The 18,705-nt window shown below is 72.0% G+C and carries 23 protein-coding genes; 12 read left to right on the top strand and 11 right to left on the bottom strand.

Annotated features, from left to right (window positions below):
* Nucleotides 1-64 precede the first annotated feature (64 nt).
* The 4 genes from ACWCSU_RS30730 to ACWCSU_RS30715 all read right to left on the bottom strand — a co-directional run bounded on the left by ACWCSU_RS30730 (nt 65) and on the right by ACWCSU_RS30715 (nt 3,299).
* Nucleotides 65-1,216, bottom strand: coding sequence for a sensor histidine kinase (locus ACWCSU_RS30730; protein WP_449939675.1), 1,152 nt, complete (start codon nt 1,214-1,216; stop codon nt 65-67).
* A complete protein-coding gene (locus tag ACWCSU_RS30725) occupies nt 1,213-1,935 on the bottom strand; it encodes an ABC transporter permease (protein ID WP_449939673.1) in 723 nt (240 codons plus the stop codon). Before ACWCSU_RS30725 ends, ACWCSU_RS30730 begins: the two co-directional genes overlap by 4 nt.
* Nucleotides 1,935-2,825 (bottom strand): ABC transporter ATP-binding protein, encoded by an 891-nt coding sequence (locus tag ACWCSU_RS30720; RefSeq protein WP_449939672.1) that lies wholly within the window; start codon nt 2,823-2,825, stop codon nt 1,935-1,937. The genes ACWCSU_RS30725 and ACWCSU_RS30720 overlap by 1 nt, the downstream gene beginning before the upstream one ends.
* Before the next feature lie 84 nt (nt 2,826-2,909).
* Nucleotides 2,910-3,299: an MFS transporter gene (locus ACWCSU_RS30715; RefSeq protein ID WP_449939670.1), complete on the bottom strand. Its 390-nt coding sequence runs from the start codon at nt 3,297-3,299 to the stop codon at nt 2,910-2,912.
* A gap of 15 nt (nt 3,300-3,314) precedes the next feature.
* On the opposite strand from ACWCSU_RS30715, the gene ACWCSU_RS30710 reads away from it, so the two are divergent.
* Genes ACWCSU_RS30710 through ACWCSU_RS30695 form a run of 4 tightly spaced genes read left to right on the top strand, consistent with a single transcriptional unit; the run spans nt 3,315 to nt 6,122 of the window.
* Nucleotides 3,315-3,512: a hypothetical protein gene (locus ACWCSU_RS30710; RefSeq protein ID WP_449939669.1), complete on the top strand. Its 198-nt coding sequence runs from the start codon at nt 3,315-3,317 to the stop codon at nt 3,510-3,512.
* Complete coding sequence (locus ACWCSU_RS30705) at nt 3,505-4,719, top strand: cytochrome P450 (RefSeq protein ID WP_357696761.1); 1,215 nt, start codon at nt 3,505-3,507, stop codon at nt 4,717-4,719. Before ACWCSU_RS30710 ends, ACWCSU_RS30705 begins: the two co-directional genes overlap by 8 nt.
* 21 nt (nt 4,720-4,740) lie before the next feature.
* A complete protein-coding gene (locus tag ACWCSU_RS30700; RefSeq protein ID WP_449939667.1) occupies nt 4,741-4,938 on the top strand; it encodes a ferredoxin in 198 nt (65 codons plus the stop codon).
* Entirely contained in the window at nt 4,935-6,122 is a 1,188-nt protein-coding gene (locus ACWCSU_RS30695; RefSeq protein WP_449939666.1) for an NAD(P)/FAD-dependent oxidoreductase, read from the top strand. Before ACWCSU_RS30700 ends, ACWCSU_RS30695 begins: the two co-directional genes overlap by 4 nt.
* A 326-nt stretch (nt 6,123-6,448) precedes the next feature.
* On the opposite strand, the gene ACWCSU_RS30690 is transcribed toward ACWCSU_RS30695, so the two are convergent.
* On the bottom strand, nt 6,449-6,841 hold the full coding sequence (locus ACWCSU_RS30690) for a helix-turn-helix transcriptional regulator (protein ID WP_449939664.1): 393 nt from the start codon (nt 6,839-6,841) through the stop codon (nt 6,449-6,451).
* Between the two features lie 59 nt (nt 6,842-6,900).
* Between ACWCSU_RS30690 and ACWCSU_RS30685 the strand changes: the two genes are divergently transcribed.
* Both ACWCSU_RS30685 and ACWCSU_RS30680 read left to right on the top strand, forming a co-directional pair.
* The gene (locus tag ACWCSU_RS30685; RefSeq protein WP_449939662.1) at nt 6,901-7,077 is read left to right on the top strand and encodes a hypothetical protein; all 177 of its coding nucleotides are present in this window, start codon (nt 6,901-6,903) and stop codon (nt 7,075-7,077) included.
* Nucleotides 7,074-7,664, top strand: a complete 591-nt coding sequence (locus ACWCSU_RS30680) for a GNAT family N-acetyltransferase (RefSeq protein ID WP_449939660.1) — start codon at nt 7,074-7,076, stop codon at nt 7,662-7,664. The genes ACWCSU_RS30685 and ACWCSU_RS30680 overlap by 4 nt, the downstream gene beginning before the upstream one ends.
* Before the next feature lie 374 nt (nt 7,665-8,038).
* Here the strand turns inward: ACWCSU_RS30680 and ACWCSU_RS30675 are convergent, their stop codons facing one another.
* Both ACWCSU_RS30675 and ACWCSU_RS30670 read right to left on the bottom strand, forming a co-directional pair.
* Nucleotides 8,039-8,596, bottom strand: a complete 558-nt coding sequence (locus tag ACWCSU_RS30675; RefSeq protein WP_449939658.1) for an AAA family ATPase — start codon at nt 8,594-8,596, stop codon at nt 8,039-8,041.
* 42 nt (nt 8,597-8,638) lie between these two features.
* Nucleotides 8,639-9,652, bottom strand: a complete 1,014-nt coding sequence (locus tag ACWCSU_RS30670) for an AraC-like ligand-binding domain-containing protein (RefSeq protein WP_449939657.1) — start codon at nt 9,650-9,652, stop codon at nt 8,639-8,641.
* A 306-nt stretch (nt 9,653-9,958) separates the two neighbouring features.
* Between ACWCSU_RS30670 and ACWCSU_RS30665 the strand changes: the two genes are divergently transcribed.
* Together ACWCSU_RS30665 and ACWCSU_RS30660 are read left to right on the top strand one after the other, a co-directional pair.
* Nucleotides 9,959-11,056, top strand: a complete 1,098-nt coding sequence (locus ACWCSU_RS30665) for a HesA/MoeB/ThiF family protein (protein ID WP_449939656.1) — start codon at nt 9,959-9,961, stop codon at nt 11,054-11,056.
* 142 nt (nt 11,057-11,198) lie between these two features.
* Nucleotides 11,199-12,410, top strand: coding sequence for a hypothetical protein (locus ACWCSU_RS30660; RefSeq protein WP_449939655.1), 1,212 nt, complete (start codon nt 11,199-11,201; stop codon nt 12,408-12,410).
* A 233-nt stretch (nt 12,411-12,643) separates the two neighbouring features.
* Here the strand turns inward: ACWCSU_RS30660 and ACWCSU_RS30655 are convergent, their stop codons facing one another.
* Together ACWCSU_RS30655 and ACWCSU_RS30650 are read right to left on the bottom strand one after the other, a co-directional pair.
* Nucleotides 12,644-12,871: a hypothetical protein gene (locus ACWCSU_RS30655; RefSeq protein ID WP_449939654.1), complete on the bottom strand. Its 228-nt coding sequence runs from the start codon at nt 12,869-12,871 to the stop codon at nt 12,644-12,646.
* A gap of 29 nt (nt 12,872-12,900) precedes the next feature.
* Entirely contained in the window at nt 12,901-13,662 is a 762-nt protein-coding gene (locus tag ACWCSU_RS30650; RefSeq protein WP_449939652.1) for a L,D-transpeptidase, read from the bottom strand.
* A 90-nt stretch (nt 13,663-13,752) separates the two neighbouring features.
* Between ACWCSU_RS30650 and ACWCSU_RS30645 the strand changes: the two genes are divergently transcribed.
* Together ACWCSU_RS30645 and ACWCSU_RS30640 are read left to right on the top strand one after the other, a co-directional pair.
* Nucleotides 13,753-14,436: a response regulator transcription factor gene (locus tag ACWCSU_RS30645; RefSeq protein WP_449939650.1), complete on the top strand. Its 684-nt coding sequence runs from the start codon at nt 13,753-13,755 to the stop codon at nt 14,434-14,436.
* On the top strand, nt 14,433-16,223 hold the full coding sequence (locus ACWCSU_RS30640; RefSeq protein ID WP_449939648.1) for a sensor histidine kinase: 1,791 nt from the start codon (nt 14,433-14,435) through the stop codon (nt 16,221-16,223). The genes ACWCSU_RS30645 and ACWCSU_RS30640 overlap by 4 nt, the downstream gene beginning before the upstream one ends.
* Nucleotides 16,224-16,285: 62 nt before the next feature.
* Here ACWCSU_RS30640 and ACWCSU_RS30635 read toward each other — a convergent pair whose 3' ends face one another.
* The gene (locus ACWCSU_RS30635; protein WP_357696788.1) at nt 16,286-16,489 is read right to left on the bottom strand and encodes a hypothetical protein; all 204 of its coding nucleotides are present in this window, start codon (nt 16,487-16,489) and stop codon (nt 16,286-16,288) included.
* 289 nt (nt 16,490-16,778) lie between these two features.
* Between ACWCSU_RS30635 and ACWCSU_RS30630 the strand changes: the two genes are divergently transcribed.
* Both ACWCSU_RS30630 and ACWCSU_RS30625 read left to right on the top strand, forming a co-directional pair.
* Nucleotides 16,779-17,339: a hypothetical protein gene (locus ACWCSU_RS30630; RefSeq protein ID WP_449939645.1), complete on the top strand. Its 561-nt coding sequence runs from the start codon at nt 16,779-16,781 to the stop codon at nt 17,337-17,339.
* 80 nt (nt 17,340-17,419) lie between these two features.
* On the top strand, nt 17,420-18,130 hold the full coding sequence (locus ACWCSU_RS30625; RefSeq protein ID WP_357696794.1) for a helix-turn-helix domain-containing protein: 711 nt from the start codon (nt 17,420-17,422) through the stop codon (nt 18,128-18,130).
* On the opposite strand, the gene ACWCSU_RS30620 is transcribed toward ACWCSU_RS30625, so the two are convergent.
* Nucleotides 18,112-18,690 (bottom strand): dihydrofolate reductase family protein, encoded by a 579-nt coding sequence (locus tag ACWCSU_RS30620; RefSeq protein ID WP_449939642.1) that lies wholly within the window; start codon nt 18,688-18,690, stop codon nt 18,112-18,114. The two genes, ACWCSU_RS30625 and ACWCSU_RS30620, sit on opposite strands and share 19 nt — an antisense overlap.
* Nucleotides 18,691-18,705 lie beyond the last annotated feature (15 nt).

Raw genomic sequence — 18,705 nt, 5'->3', positions numbered from 1 at the left:
AGAGTTGTTCCTTGGACCTGCCGGCCGCGCCCGGCCCCGCCTGGAGCGTCGATCAGCACCCGGATCACGGCACCTCCAGCGGAACCCGCGCGCGGAGCCGGTAGCCGCCGCCCGGCAGCGTCCCCACTTCCAGCCGCCCGCCGGCGTTCCCGACCCGCTCGGCCAGCCCGGCGAGCCCGTTCCCCGGAGCACGGGCGTCCCCGTCGTCCATGGGGCCGGTCGGGCGGCCGTCGTCGCGGACCTCCAGGCTGGCCGCCGTCTCACTCACCCCCAGCTCGATCCAGCACCGCCGGGCCCGGCTGTGGCGCAGGACGTTCGTGACGGCCTCGCGTACCGCCCAGGCCAGCAGCACCTCGGCGGCGGCCGGGATGGGCCCGTCGGCCGGCGAGACCCGCACCTCCACCCCGGCCACCTCGAGATTCCGGGTGGCGGTCTCCAGCTCCGCTGACAACGACGGCGTGCGATAGCCCGCGATGGCGAGCCGCACCTCGTCGAGCGCCTGCCGCGCGGCCCCTTCCACCTCACTCATCTCCCGCGCCGCCCGCGCGGCGTCGGTGGTCGCCAGCCGGGCGGCGAGCTGGCTCCTGATGGTGATCGAGGTGAGCGTGTGGCCGAGCGTGTCGTGCAGGTCCCTGGCGAAGCGCAGCCGCTCGTTCTCCACGGCCAACCGCTCCACCTCGGCGTACGCCGCCTGGAGCCGGACCAGCAGCAACCCCATGTGCTTCATGCCGTAGCAGGTCGCCGCCTGCACCGCGATGACGAGCGGCACCCACCACAGCTGCCCGAACGGCACCTCGGCGGCCACCAGGACCAGCACCTCCACGACGGCGGTCGCGGCCGCCGCCGCCGCGAACGCCCGATCGCCCAGCGAGGCCGCGAACGCGCTGATCACGAACACGAACGACGTGTACGCCCACGGCGCTCCGAACAACGGCAGCAGTGCCAGCGCCGACCCGGTCATGCCCGCCAACGCCCACGGCCGCGGCCTCAGTGCCCGCCCGCCCAGCACCCGCCACATGATCGCCAGCCAGCAGGCCGCGAACCCGGCCACCAGCGCCAGCGCCCCCACCACGGCCACGAGCTCAGGACCGGCGGCCAGGAACACCCGCAACGGCCAGACCACCAGCAGCAACCAGACGAAGCAGGTAGCACGGGCCAGCGTGCCGCCCCGCCGGACGGCGGGCTCCCGTGCCGGCGACCTCACAGGGACCGTCACGACGATCGACGGTAGCACCACAGCCCCAGGGCGCCGAAGCCCAGCGTCCACGCCGTCAGCACACCCAGCCCCGACCAGGTCGGCGGCAGGCCGTCCAGCGCCCGCCACCCCAGCGACCCCGCCTGGTAGGCCGGGCTGTACTCGGCCAGCACCCGCATCCCTTCCGGCATCATCTCGACCGGCAGCCACAGCCCGCCCAGCACCGACAGCCCGAAGTAGACGGCGGTCATGGCCAAGGTCGCGGCCGGCCCCCGCAACGTGTACCCGAAGGCGACGCCCAGCGCCGCGAACGGCAGCACGCCCACCCAGATCAGCGCCACCAGCGCGGGCCAGGTGCCGACGGACAGGCGCACGTCCGACAGCAACGCCCCAGCCGCCAGCACGGCCACGATGCCCGGCAGCGCCCCGGCCGCCCCGCTCAGCAGCTTGGCCGTCACGTAGCCGTGCGCGGGCAGCGGCGTCACCGCGAGCTGCCGCAGCCAGCCCTTGCCGCGCTCCAGCGCGATGGTGTTCCCGATGAACAGCGCGCCCGCCATCGCGCCGTACGTGGCCATCGACACCATCGTGTACGCGGCGAGGTCCCCTTGCCGTCCCTGCGGGGCCAGGTTCAGCACCTTGGTCCACAGCAGGTACAGCGCCACCGGGAACGCCGTCAGCATGACCAGGTTCACCGGACTGCGGAAGCCGCGCCGCAGCTCCAGCCGCACGTAGGCACCCATCAGTCCCGTCCTCCTCCGGTCAGGCTCAGGAACGCGCTCTCCAGGTCCGTGCTCTCCACCCGTACGTGGCGGACCTGCTCGTACGTGGCGAACAGGGCCCGCAGTGTGGCGTCGGAGTCGTTCGTGCGCAGGGTGACGGCGTGGCCCTCGATCACGGTGTGCAGCACGCCGGGCAGCGCTCCGAGCAGGGCCGGGTCCGCGCCGTCCAAGGCGCAGCGCACCTCCAGGCCGCCGACCAGCGACTTGACCGCGGCGACCGGGCCGTCGGCGACGACCTTGCCCTGCGCGAGCAGCACGATCCGGTCGGCGTGGTCGTCGGCCTCGGTCAGGTAGTGCGTGGCGAACACGGCGGTACGGCCCGCGGCGGTCCTGGACCGTACCTCCTGCCACAGGGCGCGGCGGCTCTCCACGTCCAGGCCGACCGTCGGCTCGTCCAGCACCAGCAGCTCGGGATCGCCGACCACGCACAACGCGAACCTGACGCGCTGCCGCTGCCCGCCCGACAACCGGCCGACGCGCTGCCCGGCGAACTCCTCGACGCCCGCCGCCCGCATCGCCCGCTCAGGCGCCATCGCCCGCGGGTACATCCCCGCCACCGCCCTCACCAGCTCCGCCACCCGCACGTCCTCCAGCAGCCCCGACTCCTGCGGCAGCACTCCGACCCGGCCTGTGCGCAGCGCCTCCAGCGGTGTGCGGCCGAGCACCCGGGCCGAGCCCGTGCCGGGGGCCAGCAGCCCGAGCGCGATGGACAGCAGCGTGCTCTTGCCCGCGCCGTTGGGGCCGAGCACCGCCACCGTCTCTCCCTCACCCACGTGCAGATCCACGCCGCCGAGCGCGGCGATCCGGCCGTAGTGCTTGTTCACGGCCTCCATCTCCAGTGCGTTTCCCATGCGGCCAGCCTGGTCGCCGGGGTGGTGACGGAGGTAGTGCCGTACGTCAGCCGGGCCCGTATGACGGATGTCAGTCGTCCGGGGTCACCTGGGAAGCCTGCGCGTCGCGACGGCCGTGAGCGCCGCGGCGGCCGCCGCCAGCGGTGCGGTGACGGAGAGCGACAGGAAGCCGATCACCACGACGGTCGCCACGGCCGCCGCGAGCGCGTCGCGGCCCAGCGGGGTGAGGACGAGCGCGACGGCCAGGGAGAGCATCACGGTCACGACCACGCGCCGGGGCCCGTACCGGTCGGCCAGACGGCCGGCGGTGAGGTTGCCCGCCGTGCCGGCCAGGCCGAAGACCAGCAGCAGGACCGCCAGCGTGGAGCCGTCGGGGGCGGCGGCGAAACCGTCCGCCGGGGTTCCACCGGCGGTTGAGGCTTTCCCGCCCGCCCTTCCAGCGCTCCCCGGCGGAAGTCTCCGGGGCTGGTTCAACGACAGCCTTGACGTATGAGCGCTGGAAGGGCCGGGAACCCGGTGCCGTTCGGGTCCTGCGGCGTTCGGGGGCCGAACCTGGCCCACGCGTTGCCGATGACGGCCGCCGCCGGGGCCGTGAGCGTGGCGGCCGTCGTGCCCGTCCCGCTCACGAAGGCGGCCGTCATCGGCCCTGCGCGGACCACGACCGAGATGAGGAGAGATCATGACTGATGCCCTGCCGGATCCGGTGACCTTCCCGATGCCCCGTGCGGCGGCCTGTCCGTTCGACCCGGCGCCCGAGCTGACCCGCCGCAGCGAGGAATCGCCCGTCTCACGCGTCCGCCTCTGGGACGGCACCACCCCCTGGCTGGTCACCCGCTACGACGACGTCCGCGCGGTGCTGGCCGATCCGCGTGTCAGCGTCGACGTGTCGCAGCCCGGTTTCCCGCACACCAACGCGGTGAGCAAGGCACGCGACGCGCGGATGAAGACGCTGATGCAGATGGACGCCCCCGAGCACACCGCCCATCGGCGCCTGCTGACCGCCGACTTCACGATCAGGAAGATGGAGGCGCTGCGGCCCAGGATCCAGCGGATCGTCGACGACCTCATCGACGACCTGCTCGCCGGCCCCAACCCGGCCGACCTGGTGGAGGCGGTCGCGCTGCCGGTCCCTTCGCTGGTGATCTGCGAACTGCTCGGCGTGCCCTATGCGGACCGGGCCTTCTTCCAGCGCGTGGCCGGCGAACTCGTCATGGACGAGGGCGACCCCGCGCGGGCCCTGGCCGCCGCCGAGGAGCTGAACGCCTACCTGGAGGCGCTGGTGCAGGCCAAGAGCGACAAGCCGGGCGACGACATCCTCAGCAGGCTGGCCGTGGAGCAGTACAGGACGGGGGCGATGACCCTGAACGAGATCTCCACGATGGGCCAGCTCCTGCTGGTGGCCGGGCACGACACCACCGCCAACATGATCGCGCTCGGCACGGCCGCGCTGCTGGCCCACCCCGGCCGGCTCGCGGCGGTGCGTGACGGCGACCCGGCGCTGGTGGCCGACGCCGTCGAGGAGCTGCTGCGCTATCTGTCCATCACCCACACCGAGGCCCGCCGCGTCGCCCGCGAGGACCTGGAGGTCGGCGGCACGGTGATCCGGGCGGGCGAGGGCATCGTCGTCGTGAAGAGCACCGCCAACCGGGACCCGTCGGCCTTCCCCGACCCCGGCGTCCTCGACGTCCGCCGCAAGGCCCGCCACCACGTCGCCTTCGGGTACGGCGTCCACCAGTGCCTGGGGCAGTCGCTGGCCCGCGTGGAGCTCCAGGTCGTCTACGGCACGCTCTACCGGCGCGTCCCCACGCTGGCGGCGGCCGTGCCGCTGGAGGAGCTGGACTTCAAACAGCAGGCCGTCTTCTACGGCGTCCGCGAACTGCCCGTCACCTGGTGATCGAACGAAGGAGTCAAGCACATGAAGGTCACCGTGGATCAGGACGCCTGCACCGGCTCGGGGCAGTGTGTCCTCGTCTGTCCCGACGTGTTCGACCAGCGCGAGGAGGACGGCATCGTCGTCCTGCTGCGGGACAGCCCGGAACCGGCGCTGCGTGAGGGCGTCGGCGAGGCCGCCCGGCTCTGCCCGGCCCGCGCGATCACGCTGAGCGGGTCGTGAGCCGGCCCTCCCGGATCGTGGTCGTGGGCGCCTCGGCGGCGGGCCTGACCGCCGCCGAGGCCCTGCGCCGCGACGGATTCACCGGCTCGCTGACCCTGGTCGGCGCGGAGCGGCGGGAGCCCTACGACCGGCCCCCGCTGTCCAAGCAGATCCTGCTCGGCAGGTGGACGCCCGATCGCGTGACGCTGGGCCGCCACGAGTCCCGCGCCGCGCTGGGCGCCGACTGGCGGCTCGGCGTCGCCGCCACCGGCCTCGACACCGGCGCGCGCGAACTCGCCCTCTCCGACGGCGGCGTCCTGCCCTACGACGGGCTGGTGATCGCCACCGGCGTCGTCCCGCGCCGGCTGCCGTCGGGACACGAACTCGGCGGCGTGCACGTGCTGCGCACCCTCGGCGACGCCCTCGCCCTGCGGGAGGGGCTGCTCGCCGCCCGGTCGGTGGTCGTCGTCGGCGCGGGCTTCCTCGGAACGGAGGTCGCCGCCGCCGCCCGGCGGCTCGGCCTGGACGTCACCCTGGTCGATCCGCTCCCCGCGCCGTTGACCGACCGGCTCGGCGACCGGGTGGCGCGACTGCTGGCCGGCCTGCACGCCGGGCACGGCGTCCGCCTGCGCCCCGGCACCCTGGTCACCGGCCTGACCGGCCACGACGGCCAGGTGGACGGTGTCGACCTGGACGGCGGCGCGCACGTCCCGGCCGACCTGGTGCTCGTGGCCGTCGGCTCGGCCCCGGCGACCGGCTGGCTGACCGGCAGCGGCCTGGACGTGGAAGACGGCGTCAAATGCGACCACCGGTGCCGGGCCGCGCCCGGCGTGGTCGCCGCCGGCGACGTCGCCTCCTGGCGGCACCCCCGCTTCGGCCGCCTGCGCGTCGAACACCGGCTGAACGCCACCGAGCAGGGCACGGCCGCAGCCAGGACGCTCCTCGGCGGGCAGACCCCCTTCGCGCCCGTGCCCTACTTCTGGACCGACCAGTACGACGTGAAGATCCAGGTCCACGGTGTCACCGGCGGCGACGCCCGGTTCCAGGTCGTCGCCGGGGACCCCGCCACCGGCCGGTTCGCCGGCCTGTACGGCAGGGACGGCCACGTCATCGGCGCCATGACCTGGAACCTGCCCCGGCAGGCACGCGAGCTCCGCCGCCACGTCGCCGAACGGACCCCGTGGCGGCAGGCGACCACCGGATGACCCGGCGCTCGACCGCGCATCAGCGGGCCCGTCCGTGACGGGCCTTCGCCCTCTTCGACGCGATCGGCGCCGTGGTTGCGGACGTCCCGTTTGAGGGCCTGGGTGTCATGCCCGAGGCGCTGGGCGAGCTCGGCGGCGGCGGCGGTCGCGGGCAGTTCGTGGATGAGGCGCAGCAGATCGTCGGTCCAGGGGCCGCGGCGGCCGGCCTGGTCGATGCCGGCCGGCCGCCGCCGCATTCCGGCTGCCTCCTCGGCGTCCAGGGCACCGCGTTCGCGGAGTGCCACGCGGGGAGGCCAACGATGGGGCACCTCGTGGCGCGGTGTGCCTCACGTCATGCTGTCACCTGTGAGCGCGGTGGCGAGCTTGTCCATGGCGGACGTCGCGGACGGGCTCGCGGTGGGGCCGAGCGCGGTGAGGCTGGCCATCAGGGCGGCGATCTCGCGCAGGTCGAAGGCGATGGCGGGGATACGGCCGTGCCGGCCGAGGGCGACTCCTCCGCCGCGGCCGGTGGTGACGTCGATGGGGACGCCGGACTGCCGGAGACGTTCGACGTCACGGGCGATGGTGCGTGCGGAGACGCCGAAGTCGCGGGCGAGGGTGCCGACGGTGATGCGATCGGCGGCGGCGTGGAGCCGTTCGATGAGGTGTTGCTGGCGCTCGACACGGCGCACCGTCAGGTGGTTCTCGCGCGAGGCAGCGGACTTCGCGGACGACTTCATGTCGAAGGATCGTAACCATGACACAGGCCTGTCCAGGTTCGTGGCTAACGTGACATCCCATGAGCGAGAACACCGTCGTGCGCGAGTTCCTCGACCGATACGCCCGCGCCCTGCTCGCCGAGACGGCGCACAGCGCCTCGGCCGACGTCAACCGGCACCATGAGGGCAGCGCCACCGAACGCCACCTCTGTCACCTCATCGACACGGTGCCCCCGCTGACCCCTCTCGGCCGATGAGCGCTCCGGCGTTCAGGATCGAGCCCGCGTCGGCGGACCGCTTCGACGACGTCTCGACCATGCTCGCCCCCAGAAGGCCGGGCACGACCGCCTGCTGGTGCCTGAGCCATCGCATCGATCCCGCGGTCAACCGCGAACTCGGTCCCGACCAGCGGCCGGGCTACATGCGACGCCTGTGCCGACAGCCGGTCGCACCGGGTGTCCTGGCCTATGACGTCGATGAGGTCGTCGGCTGGGCCGGTGTCGCGCCCCGCGTCGAGGTGTATTCCGTCGCCCACAACAGCAGGATCCCCAAGATCGGCGACGACCTCGCGATCTGGTCGATCTGGTGCCTGAAAGTCCGTGCCGGCCATCGCGGCCGGGGGGTGGCGAGGGCGCTGATCGACGGCGCGGTCCGGTTCGCACGCGAGCACGGCGCCGCGGCCGTCGAGGGCTACCCGGTCGACAACGACGGCAAGAAGATCGACACCATGCTGGCGTTCGTCGGTACCCGCTCCCTGTTCGAGTCCGCCGGCTTCGTCAAGATCGCCGACACCGGGTCGACGGCCGCCGGAGTGCCGCGCATCGTCATGCGACTCGGCGGTTGAGGCCGGGCGGCGCCACGGTCCGATCCGCGGGCCGGACAGACGCGGCGCTCGCCGTGCTGTTCCGAGGCGCTCAGTAGAGAATCCACAGTTCGTAGTGCGGCTGCCCGTTCTCCCAACTGCTCGGGAACCATGGGCACTTGTAGCCGCGTCCCCATCGCACACCGTCCCTGTGGCACGCGTTGTAGCCCTCCGAGTTGAGCTTCGCGACAGAGCACCCAGAGGGGCTCCGGAAGCCGCGGGCAGGGAAGAACGAATCCTGGGCGGAGAGGGGGTGAGGTGGCGCCACACTCGACCCTGGGCCCGCCAGGAAGCGCGACCCGACCTTCTCCAACCCGACGACCTCGATCAGGCGCCGCGAAGGTGATCTTTTTGGGTCAAGACGCCGCGTTCTGGCTGGTCGGCATGCTGATGCTCCGGGACGCAACCCACGCGAGCACCTGTGTCGTCAGCTCGGCATGGTTGGCGCCGACGGCGTGGAACACGGTCGTGATCAGCTCTCGGCCCTGCGCCGCGTCCGCCAGGGCGTCGTCGATCCACTCCTGCGGCGCATCACGCTCACGCAGCCGGCGTTTCCGCTCGTCATCAGGGCAGTCCAGCAGAGCCCAATGGACCGGCCCGTCCCATCGCACGAACGCGGGCACCTCGCCGGCGTCGGGGATCGGACACATCAGCAGCACGGGATGACCGGCCCGGCGCACCATGGTCACGATGCGTCGCCACATCCGGTCGTAGGCCGGCCAGATCGGCGCCGCCTCGGGTACCGCGATGGGCACACCGATCAACTCGCCGTCCTCGAGCAGCTCGTCCATGTCCATCACGACCAACCCGTCCGCCGCCTGGAGGAGGTGCGGCAGCAAAGTCGTCTTGCCCGCGCCAGGCGCCCCCGCGAGCAGGTACAGGGGTGCGTGAATGCCCTTGAGACGATCTCCCATCCAGCCGATGGTAGCCAGCCGGACGTCGGGACGCTCCCGGCGTCATCGGCGTGTGTGGCCGTCGTCCGCGGCCGACGTGGCGCGGGTCAGGGCCTCGTGCCGGTAGTCCTTGGGCGGCAGGCCGTACCTGGCGCGGAAGGACTTGCTGAGGTCGGCGGCGCGGACGAATCCCCAGCGGGCGGCGATGACATGGATGGGCTGCGCGGCCAGGCTCGGATCGGCCAGGTCGGCACGGCAGTGCTCCAGGCGGCGGCGCCGGATCCAGGCTGTCAGCGTCGTGCCCTGACGCTGGAACAGCAGTTGCAGGTAGCGCACGGAGATGTGGTGCCGCTGGGCGATCGCGCGGGGCGTCAGGTCGGCGTCGGCGAGGTTGTGCTCGACGAACGTCCGGATGCGCGCCATCAGGGCAAGCTGCCGGGTCTCGTGCGACAGGCGGTCCTGCGCGTTCAGCAGATGGGCGAGGAAGGCCAGGGCCAGGTCCAGGGTGGCGGCGCCGAGGCGCTTCACGTCAGGTAAGGACATGGACTGCGCCTCGCGCACCAGCGTCCTGAGGTAGCCGGCGAGGATCGCGCCGAAGCCGCCGCCCGCGGGCACCGCGTGGGCCAGGAGCGCGTCGACCTTGCTGGACGGCAGGGGCAGCTCGGATTTGGGCAGATGCACGATGATCGCCCGCGCCGGCCCCGGCCCGTCGAACGCACCGCCCTCGTAGGGGTGCGAGGTGTCCCACATCACCAGGTCGCCGGCCCCCATCCGGGTGTCGTTGCCGCCCTGGGAGATCCACATCGAGCTCCCGACGATCAGGGCGAGCTCGTACCTCTCGGGGTCGGAGCGGCGGATCAGCGCGGGCGTGCGCACCGAGCTGAGCGCGGGGAACGACATGGTCGTCACCTGGACGGTGTCCAGGTCGATCGCCCCGGCCGACGCCCGGAAGTCGGCGGCGTGGTCGCTGGTGATCTGGATGGGCGCCACGTCGTGGCTGATCAGGTCGCACCACCAGTCGAATCGCTGGTCGGGCGGCAGGTCCGTGCTGTGCAGGGTGACGATTCCCAATTTCACCTCTCACGCCGTGATCTCGAGCTTCCGAGACGTACTCGATGTGACGAGAAGCCCAGCCGATGCGACGATCGCGGCGCCCCCGCCGACCACATCATCCGCCATCCCGAGGCCGCGTCGGCCGACCGGACCGGGGTGCGAGCCGGTGTCCGTGCCGCCGTCGCCAAGGAACAGTGCGCGCTCCGCCAACGACTTCCATGATCCGCCGCGCCTATGCTGCCCACGTCGGACCGCCGAACGGGGTTCTCCACCCCAGGTTCGACGCAGCGGCCATGGTCGTCACGGCCGGGACCACACATCGGAGGACGTATGCGGCCACGACTCAAGAACGTCGCCTGGGAACGGATGGGCGAGGAGCTCCGCCTCGTGTACGACCTGCGTGACCAGCTGATCGTGACCGACCCCGGCGGCCAGGTGGAGAAGCTCCTCGCCCTGCTGCGCGAGGGCGGGCGCACCGTCGGTCAGCTCGCCGGCGAACTCGCGCTCCCCGTCCAGGACGTGCTCGGCGCGATCGAGGCCCTCGACGCCGAGCGACTGCTGGAGGACGGCGATCGCCTGGGCGCCCTCGACGCCGCCGAAGCCGAGCGCCACTTCAGCAACCTGGCCTTCTTCGAGTCGTTCGGCACGTTGTCGCGCAGCCGCGAGGACCTGCAACGCCGGCTGCGCGAGTCGCACGTGCTCGTCCTCGGCACCGGCGGACTCAACTCCAACACGATCCCGCATCTCAGCGGGCTGGGCGTCGGCAGGATGACGCTGGTCGACAGGGACACCGTCGACGTGCGCAACTTCGCCAGGCAGTACCTCTACCGCTGGGAGGACCTCGGCGCCAGGAAGGTCGAGCGGGCGGCGGAGTGGGTGCGCGCCTTCGATCCGGCCATCAAGGTCCAGGCGATCGACACGGGCGTCGAGAGCGCCGGGCAACTGGCCGAGCTCCTCGACGAGACGCGCCCCGACGTGGTCGCCTCGGGGATCGACCAGCCCAAGGAGGTCGACCTCTGGGTCAACGCGGCCTGCGTGGGGCACGGCGTGCCGTTCGTACGCGGCGGCATCACGGTCACCAAGGGGATCGTCTGGTCGGTCGCGCCGGGGGAGAGCGCCTGCAGGGCCTGCGTCCCCGCCGATCCGACCAGGCCCGACGGCCACGCCGATCCCGACGAGCCCGCGCTGAGCGCCGAGATCGCCGCGGCCCGCCTGTTCTACAGCAGGCCGCAGCCCAACAGAGGCATCGGGCCCGTCGCCGGCCTGCTCGGCGCGCTCCACGCCTTCGAGGTGCTGCGCTACCTGACCGGTTTCGAGCCACCGGCGTACGCCGGTCGGCCACTCACCATCGACTTCGCCGGCGCCTGCGCCATGAGTCAGGCCGAGTGGTCCCGCAATCCCGACTGTGTGACCTGCGGAAGGAGTTGACCACTATGAAGATCGAGATCGTGCGGATCGAGAACACCCGCCTGACCGGGCTGAACACGCCCGACTCCTGACCATCGAGGGCGCACCCCGGCCGAGGCAGGGGTGCGCCTCTCTTGTCGCTCCGCGAGCTCCAGGAGGACGGATGTCCGCCATCGCCGACCGGGACCTGCGCGAACGGGCCGCCCGGCTCACCGTCGCCTTCGACGGTGACGCCTGGATCCTGGGCCGTCCCGACCTCGGAATCTTCGTCGCGGTGCCGGAGCCGGGCGCGGTGTTCGTCACCACACTGCAGGAGGGCGGCTCGGCCGCCGAGGCCGCGGGGCGGGCGAGCGAGGTGGCGGGCGAGGAGGTCGACGGGGCCGACTTCCTCGACGGTCTCACCGGCGCCGGCCTGCTCGACCCGCCCGCACCTCCCGAGGAGCGAGCCCCCAGCGGCTGGATCGAGGGACTCGGCCAGGACACGGCGGCCAGATTCTTCGGCAGGACCGCCTGGACGTGCTACGCGGCGGCAGCGGTCTTCGTCGTAACCGTCTTGGCGTTCGCGCCCGACTTGCGTCCTTCATGGGAGGACGCCTGGTTTCTCCCGAGCGCCGCACTGTCGATGCTCACCTACCTGCTGGTCGACATCGCCTTCAGCGCCCTGCACGAGGCGTGGCACTGGGTCGCGGGCAGGGCGCTCGGCGTCCCCGCCACGTTCAGGGTCAGCTATCGGGGCCTCTACATCGTCTTCGAGACCGACCTGACCCAGATCGTGAACGTGCCGCGCCGCCGCAGGTACGGGGCCTACCTGGCGGGCATGGCCATCGACGTCGTGGTCGTGGCGACGGCATTGGGGCTGCGGCTGCTCGACAGGGCCGGGATGCTCACACTGCCTGAGACGCTGAGCGGGCTTCTCGGCGCGGTGGTGTTGTATCGGCTCGTCGGGATCGTCTGGCAGTGGGCCGCGGTGCCCATGCGCAGTGACGGCTACGCCGTACTGGCCAACGCGTTGCGCTGCCACAACCTGTACCGGGTCACGTGGCTGACCGCCAAGGCCAAGCTCTTCCGGCTGCCTCCCGCCGAGGCGGCCGAGCTGGCCTCGGCGGGCGAGCGTGATCGGCACGTGGCGCGCTGGTTCGCCCTGCTGTACATGGCGGGGGTCGTGGTCATGGCCGGCATGTTCGTGCTCGTGGCCCTGCCGCTGCTGCTCGCCCTCGCTCAGTGGGGCCTGGTACGGCTGAGCGCCGGCGCGACAGGTTCGGCCGAGTTCTGGGAGGCGCTCGCCGTGACGGCGTACGTGGCGACACAGCTTGCCCTGCCCCCGCTCCTCGCACTGAGGGAACGCCGACTGCGGAGGTCGGGCAGGCTCCTCTGAAAGGATGCTGCCCACCGGCCAGTGCTACGGGAACTCCACGTTGCGTCGCATCGCACGGGGAGATCCGGGGCAGCCGCTCTCCATGCGGACGCTGACAGCAGGCCGCGGTCCCCTTCGCCGCCCGTACGCGCCGCCGCGGCGTCCGGGGCCTGCTCCTGCCCGCGATGGCCAGGCCGCTGACGCGGCCGACGGGCAGGAGAGGCGGGACGTCACGCGGCGGCGACGTGTCGTGATCAGCCGGTGTAGCGCGGCTTGACGGCGACCGGCTCCCTCGGCCCCGCCGTCCGCTCGACCCTGGGCCGGCTGTCGGCGGGCGCCGGGGAAGGCACTGCGGAGGGGGCGGCGGAGGGCACCGCGGCGGGCTTCCTGGGCTCGGCCGAGGCCGTCCCCGACAACCCGGCGACACCCGCCGCGAGGGCCAGCGCCGCGCAGGCGCCGACGAGGATGTTTCTGATCTTCATAGGGTTCCTCTCATCCTTCGAACAGGGCCTCAGCCCTTGACGACGACCGGAGTGCCGATCGCCAGGTTCTTCGCCATCCAGGTGATGTCGTCGTTGCTGACCCGGACGCAGCCATGGCTGGCCCGCGTGCCGATGGCGGAAGGTCTGTTCGTCCCGTGGATCGCCAGCTGGCCGGGGCCGCCGGCGAAGCTCTTAAGCACCGGCGAGAAGCCGCTCAGTCCGAAGGCGTAGGCGCCGTAGGCCCCGCCGTCACCGGTGGGCTTCACCAGCTCGGTGAAGAAGTAGCGGCCCGGAGGCGTCGGCGTCCCCGCCTCGCCGGTCGCGACCCTGCCCGTCCTGACGGCCCGGTCGCCGTCGTAGACCGTGAAGCGGAACGCCCCGCGATCGATCTCCACGCGGTGGGAGGTCTCCGCGAGCGTCACGTCGGCGGCCCTGATCCAGCCCTTGCTGCCGTTCGGCCGGATCGGCAGCAGCACCTGGAGCCAGTCGCCCTCGTCGCGTTTCACCAGGAAGACGCGCGTCGCGCCGTAGTCGTTGGGACTGGTGATCGTCCTCTGGACCGCGCCCTGTTTGTCCCGATAAATCGTGATCCGGGTCCTCTTGGCGCTCGCGATCTTCGATCTGGCGCCGCCCGCCGGGGTGCTCGCCGAGCCGGGGCGTACGGCGCTGCCGGCGCTGACGGCGCTGTCCGCACCGGCCGCACGGTCCGTGCTGCCGGCGCTGCCCGCGCAGCCCGCCAGCAGGAAGGCGAGTGCCGTCGCCGCGGCCGTACGAAGCAGGTTGGTTCTCACCCGGCGCAGCCTGGCGACAGAATGTGTGGAACCTGTTTGCCTGTCATGCGAATCCCGTATGCACTCTCGGAGTACGCATAACCTCGGGCCATGTGCGCGTACGTACTGGTCGCCGAGGACGACCCCAAGCAGGCCGAACTGCTCAGGCGCTACCTGGAGCGGGAGGGCCACGAGGTCCGCGTCGTGCACGACGGACGTTCGGCGATCGACGAGGCCCGGCAGGGAGACCCCGGCCTCGTGCTGCTCGACGTGATGATGCCGAAGGTCGACGGGCTGGACGTCTGCCGGGTGCTGCGCGGCGAGTCCGACCTGCCGATCCTGATGTTGACCGCCAGGTCCACCGAGGACGACCTGCTGCTCGGGCTCGACCTCGGCGCCGACGACTACGTCACCAAGCCGTACAGCCCGCGCGAGCTGATGGCCCGCGTGCGGACGCTGCTGCGCCGTACGGGCAGGTCGCCGGAGGCCGGCCGGCTGTTCCGGGCGGGCGATCTCGTCGTCGACCCGGTCAGGCACGCCGTCACCGTGGCGGGCACGCCGGTGGACTGCACGCTCGCGGAGTTCCGGATCATCGAGACGCTGGCCGCCGAGCCGGAACGGGTGTTCAGCAGGAGGCAACTGCTGGAGCGCGTCCACGGGTTCGACCGGTTCATCACCGAACGCACGGTAGACGTGCACGTGATGAACCTGCGCAAGAAGATCGAGCCCGACCCGCGCCGGCCGTCCCGGCTGTTGACCGTGTACGGCGTCGGCTACAAGCTGACCCAGGCATGAGATCGCTGTTCGTCAGGCTGCTCACGAGCTCGGCCGTCGTCGCGGTCTGCTCGATCACGGCGACGGCGTGGCTGGCCGCCAACAGCACCTCCGGCGCGATCCAGCGCGAGCAGGGCCAGACGCTGGCCAGCGACGCCCAGATCAACAACAGCCTGCTCGGCTACGCCTCCCGCCATCCCGACTGGTCCGGCGTCGCCGCCACCGTACGCGACCTCGCCGCCGCCAACAGCCGCCGCATCGCGCTGACCACCGAGAAGGGCGCCCTCATCGCGGACTCGGCGTCCGCCGGGACCGCGCTGCCCGCCCGGGTGTCGGCCGTCGTCGATCCGCTGGCCGTGGACGTGACCCTGGTGCCGGGGGCGGCCGAGGACCGCATCGATCCGCGCGCGGTGGGCCCCTTCCTGCTGCCCGACCGTGACCGTGCCCGGCTGGGGAAGGCCGCCGACGCCTACGCCGTCTGCATGAGACGTACCGGGCAGGCCGTACGGACGACGGTCTCCCACACCGGCAGGCCCTCCGTGACGACGACCGGCGAGGGTGCCCCGCGGGAGCCGAGCCAGCCGAGCCCGGTCCCGGCGGTGACGGCCCCCTGCGACGCCGTCACCTTCAACGCGCCGACGCCCACCGAGAAGACCGCGTTGAAGCAGCTCAACCTCCTGGTCGGCAGATGCCTGAAGGGCAAGGGCGCGGAACGCGGCTCGGTCGGCCTCGACTTCACCTGGATCTCCAAGGAGAGGCGGCCGGCGTCGTCGGCCGCCGAACCCGGCCAGACGATCTCCTCCTGCATCGTCACCGCCCGCAAGGAACAGCTCGATCCCTACGTCGCTCCGGCCGCCTACCTGTACATCGGATCCCCCGCCGAGGCCACCGGCCCGCGCATCCCGCTGCCCTCGATCGCCGGCGCCGCCCTCCTCGTGCTCGTGCTGACCGTCGGCGTCAGCGTCATGGCGGCCAGACGCCTGGTCGGCCCGGTCAACGCGCTCACCCACGCCGCCCGGCGGATGCGCGACGGGGACAGCTCCGCCCGCGTCCAGGTCAGGACGACCGGCGAGATCAGCGAGCTCGCCACGGCGTTCAACGAGATGTCCGAGCATCTCCAGCGCATGGAGGAACAGCGCAAGGCCATGGTCAGCGACGTGTCCCACGAGTTGCGCACCCCGCTGAGCAACCTCAGAGGCTGGCTGGAGGCGGCACAGGACGGCGTCGCCGAGCTGGACCCCGCGCTGATCGCGTCCCTGGTCGAGGAGCTCCTGCTGTTGCAGCACATCGTGGACGACCTCCAGGACCTCGCCCTCGCCGACGCGGGCAAGCTCCGCCTGCATCTCGAACCCGTCCACCTCGGCGACCTCCTCGACCAGGTGGCCACCGCCCACCGAGGCCGCGCCGAAGCCGCCGGGCTCACCCTGACCACCGGCATCACCGGCACTCCCGCCCTGACCGCCGACCCCGTACGACTCCGCCAGGCCGTCGGCAACCTCGTCACCAACTCCCTGCGCTACACGCGGGCCGGCGGGCACATCACGCTGACCGCCCGCCAGGACGGCGACCACGTGATCATCGAGGTGACCGACACGGGGATCGGCATCCGCGCCGAGCACCTTCCGCACGTCTTCGACCGGTTCTGGCGGGCGGAGAAGTCCCGCAACCGCCGCACCGGGGGCAGCGGCCTCGGCCTCGCCATCGTCCGCGACCTGGCCGAGGCGCACGGCGGCACCGCCACCGCCACCAGCACCCCGGGCGTGCGCACCACCTTCACCCTGCGCCTTCCGGGCGAGGACCCGTCCTAGGGTGACGGGGATGACGGGATCGGCGACCTCCTCCAGCTCGGCTGCCGGCATCGGCTGAGGGATCAGCTCCCCGGATGCCGGAAGACGTGGAACTCCATGTCGGTCCCCTGAGCGAGGCCCAGTTCCGGAGGCAGCGAGGCGAGCGGCTCGCACCCGGCGAAGGCGCGCCGCAGGGAGTCGTGGGCGATCACCTGAGGGGTCTTGACGACGATCAGGCACGCCGTCCCCTGCCGGGAGGCGGCGATGTCGGCGACGATCCGCGGCACGGGCGGCGAGGTGCGGGTCAGGTCCAGGCCCTGCTCGGTGAAGGCCGGACCCCAGGGCGGCTCGACGACGTAGACGTCGGACGGGCTCCGCCGGCATCCACTACTGCCCGGCCGCCCACTTCTGCCGTCTGATCGTCCACACGCTCGTCAGAGCCCCGCGCCGCCGCCTGCCGGACCTGCGTCTGGACCTGGCGGTCTGCTCCGCGCCACCCCGTACCGACCTGGGACTGAACGGCCCGGCCCAGGTGACCGTCCACTGGCCGCGACCAACGGAAAGGATCATCACCCGATGACGACGACCGACCTGACCCCTCAGCAACTCGGCGGCAACTGGCTGCTCAAGGCCGAGGCCGACTACGACAGCGCGCCCTCCGGCACCGACTACACCGCCTACGCCAAGGCCGTCATGGTCTGCGCCAAGGGCGACGGCGAGATCTCGGCGCCGGAGCGCGACTGGATCCTCGGCTTCTTCGCCGCGCTGGGATTCACCTGCAAGAACCAGTCGCTGTGCATGTCCGGCGCGACCTCCGGAGCCTCGTGCGGCCGAACCGTGGACTACAAGTACAGCGAGGTCTGCGGCAAGGACATCTACGGCAGCCAGGAGTGCTACAGCAACCTGGTCTCGGCCGGGCAGCGGGTCGACAGCTCCCGACACGGCGACAGCGGAGGGCCGGTCTTCGAGCTGACCGGCGGCGACGCCCAGGTCCGCGCGATGGGCACGGTCACGGGCAGCATCACCAAGGACTGGATCATCACCAAGGGCCAGTGGTTGTTGCAGGAGTTCGCCACCGCCGTCCGGGACTTCCCCGGACTCGAACCGGCACTCGACCTCGGCCCCGATCCCGTGTAGTTCACGGCCTCCCGGATGGTCCCCGTACCTCGGCCGGACCGGGGCCGACCCTCGGCCGGCTGCGCGCGTATCCTGCTCTCGTGGCACTGCGGTTCGAGACACGCGCGTCCGACTCACCGTGGGTCGACGCCGTGTGGAGCTGTACGAGCGAGCACGTCGCGGAGATGACGTCCGTCGCGGCGGTGTGCTGGGGCCTGGTCTTCTGGGAGCGCGAGGGCAGGGCGTACGCGGGCATCTCCGGTCCCGAGACCAGAAGCGGCACCGCGCAGGTGCCGGAGGGCGCGACCTTCGTCGGCATCGAGTTCGCCGTGGGCACGTCGCTGCGCGCCGTCCCCCCGCCGACTCTGGTCGACGGGGGCGTCGAGCTCCCCGACACCATGCGCAGGACCTTCGTGCTGGACGGCGTCCGCTGGGAGTCTCCCGCCCCCGACGACGCCGAGGCCCTGGTCGACCGTCTGGTCCGCGTCGGAACCCTGGTCCGTGACCCGCTCGTCACCGACGTTCGCCGAGGCCGCCGTCCAGCGGTCTCGGGGCGCACCCTCGAACGCCGGTTCCGGGCGGCGACCGGGCTGACCCAGGGCGCCGTCCGGCAGATCGAACGGGCCCGCAAGGCCTCGGTGCTCCTGGCCGCCGGCGTATCAGTCGCCGACGTCGTCTCGGGGCTCGGGTATTTCGACGAGCCACATCTGGCCCGCGCGCTGCGCCGCTACGTCGGGCGCACGGCGCGGCAACTCCGGGAGGGCACCGGCGGCGCCATCGCCCTGGACCTGGGTCAGCTGACGACGTCGTAGATCAGTTTCACGATGCCGTTGGGGTAGGCGGCGGACGCGCGGAGGCTCAGCACCTGCTTGTCCTTGTCCGCCTCGCTGAACAGGCTCTTCCCAGCGCCGAGCAGCACGGGGAAGACGAGAAGGTTGTACCGGTCGATCAGGCCCGACTCCGACAGCCGCCGGGCGAGTTCCGCGCTGCCATGGATGAAGATCGCGCCACCTTCGCTCTTCTTGAGCTCGACGACGTCGTCGGCCGAGCGCAGGATCGTCGTCGGCCCCCACCCCTCGACGAGGTCGTCGTCGGACAGCGTGGTCGAGACCACGTACTTGGGCAGGTCCTTGTAGGCGGCGTGGTCCTCCGAGTCACGCCAGATCGGCGCGAACGCCTCGTAGCTCCGGCGGCCGAACATCAGCGCCGTCGTGTCCTCCAGCTCCTCGCCCTTCAGCGAGAAGGCCTCGGGCAGGAACTCGATGTCCTTGGCCACCCAGCCGCCGCTGCGGTGCTCCTCGCCCGGCCCGCCGCCCGGGGAGTCCACAATGCCGTCAAGCGACATGAATCCGGTATAGATCAGATCACGCATGTGCTGTTCTCCTCA

Source organism: Nonomuraea sp. NPDC001699 (assembly GCF_053596455.1).
This window is presented reverse-complemented; position numbering and strand designations above follow the sequence as displayed.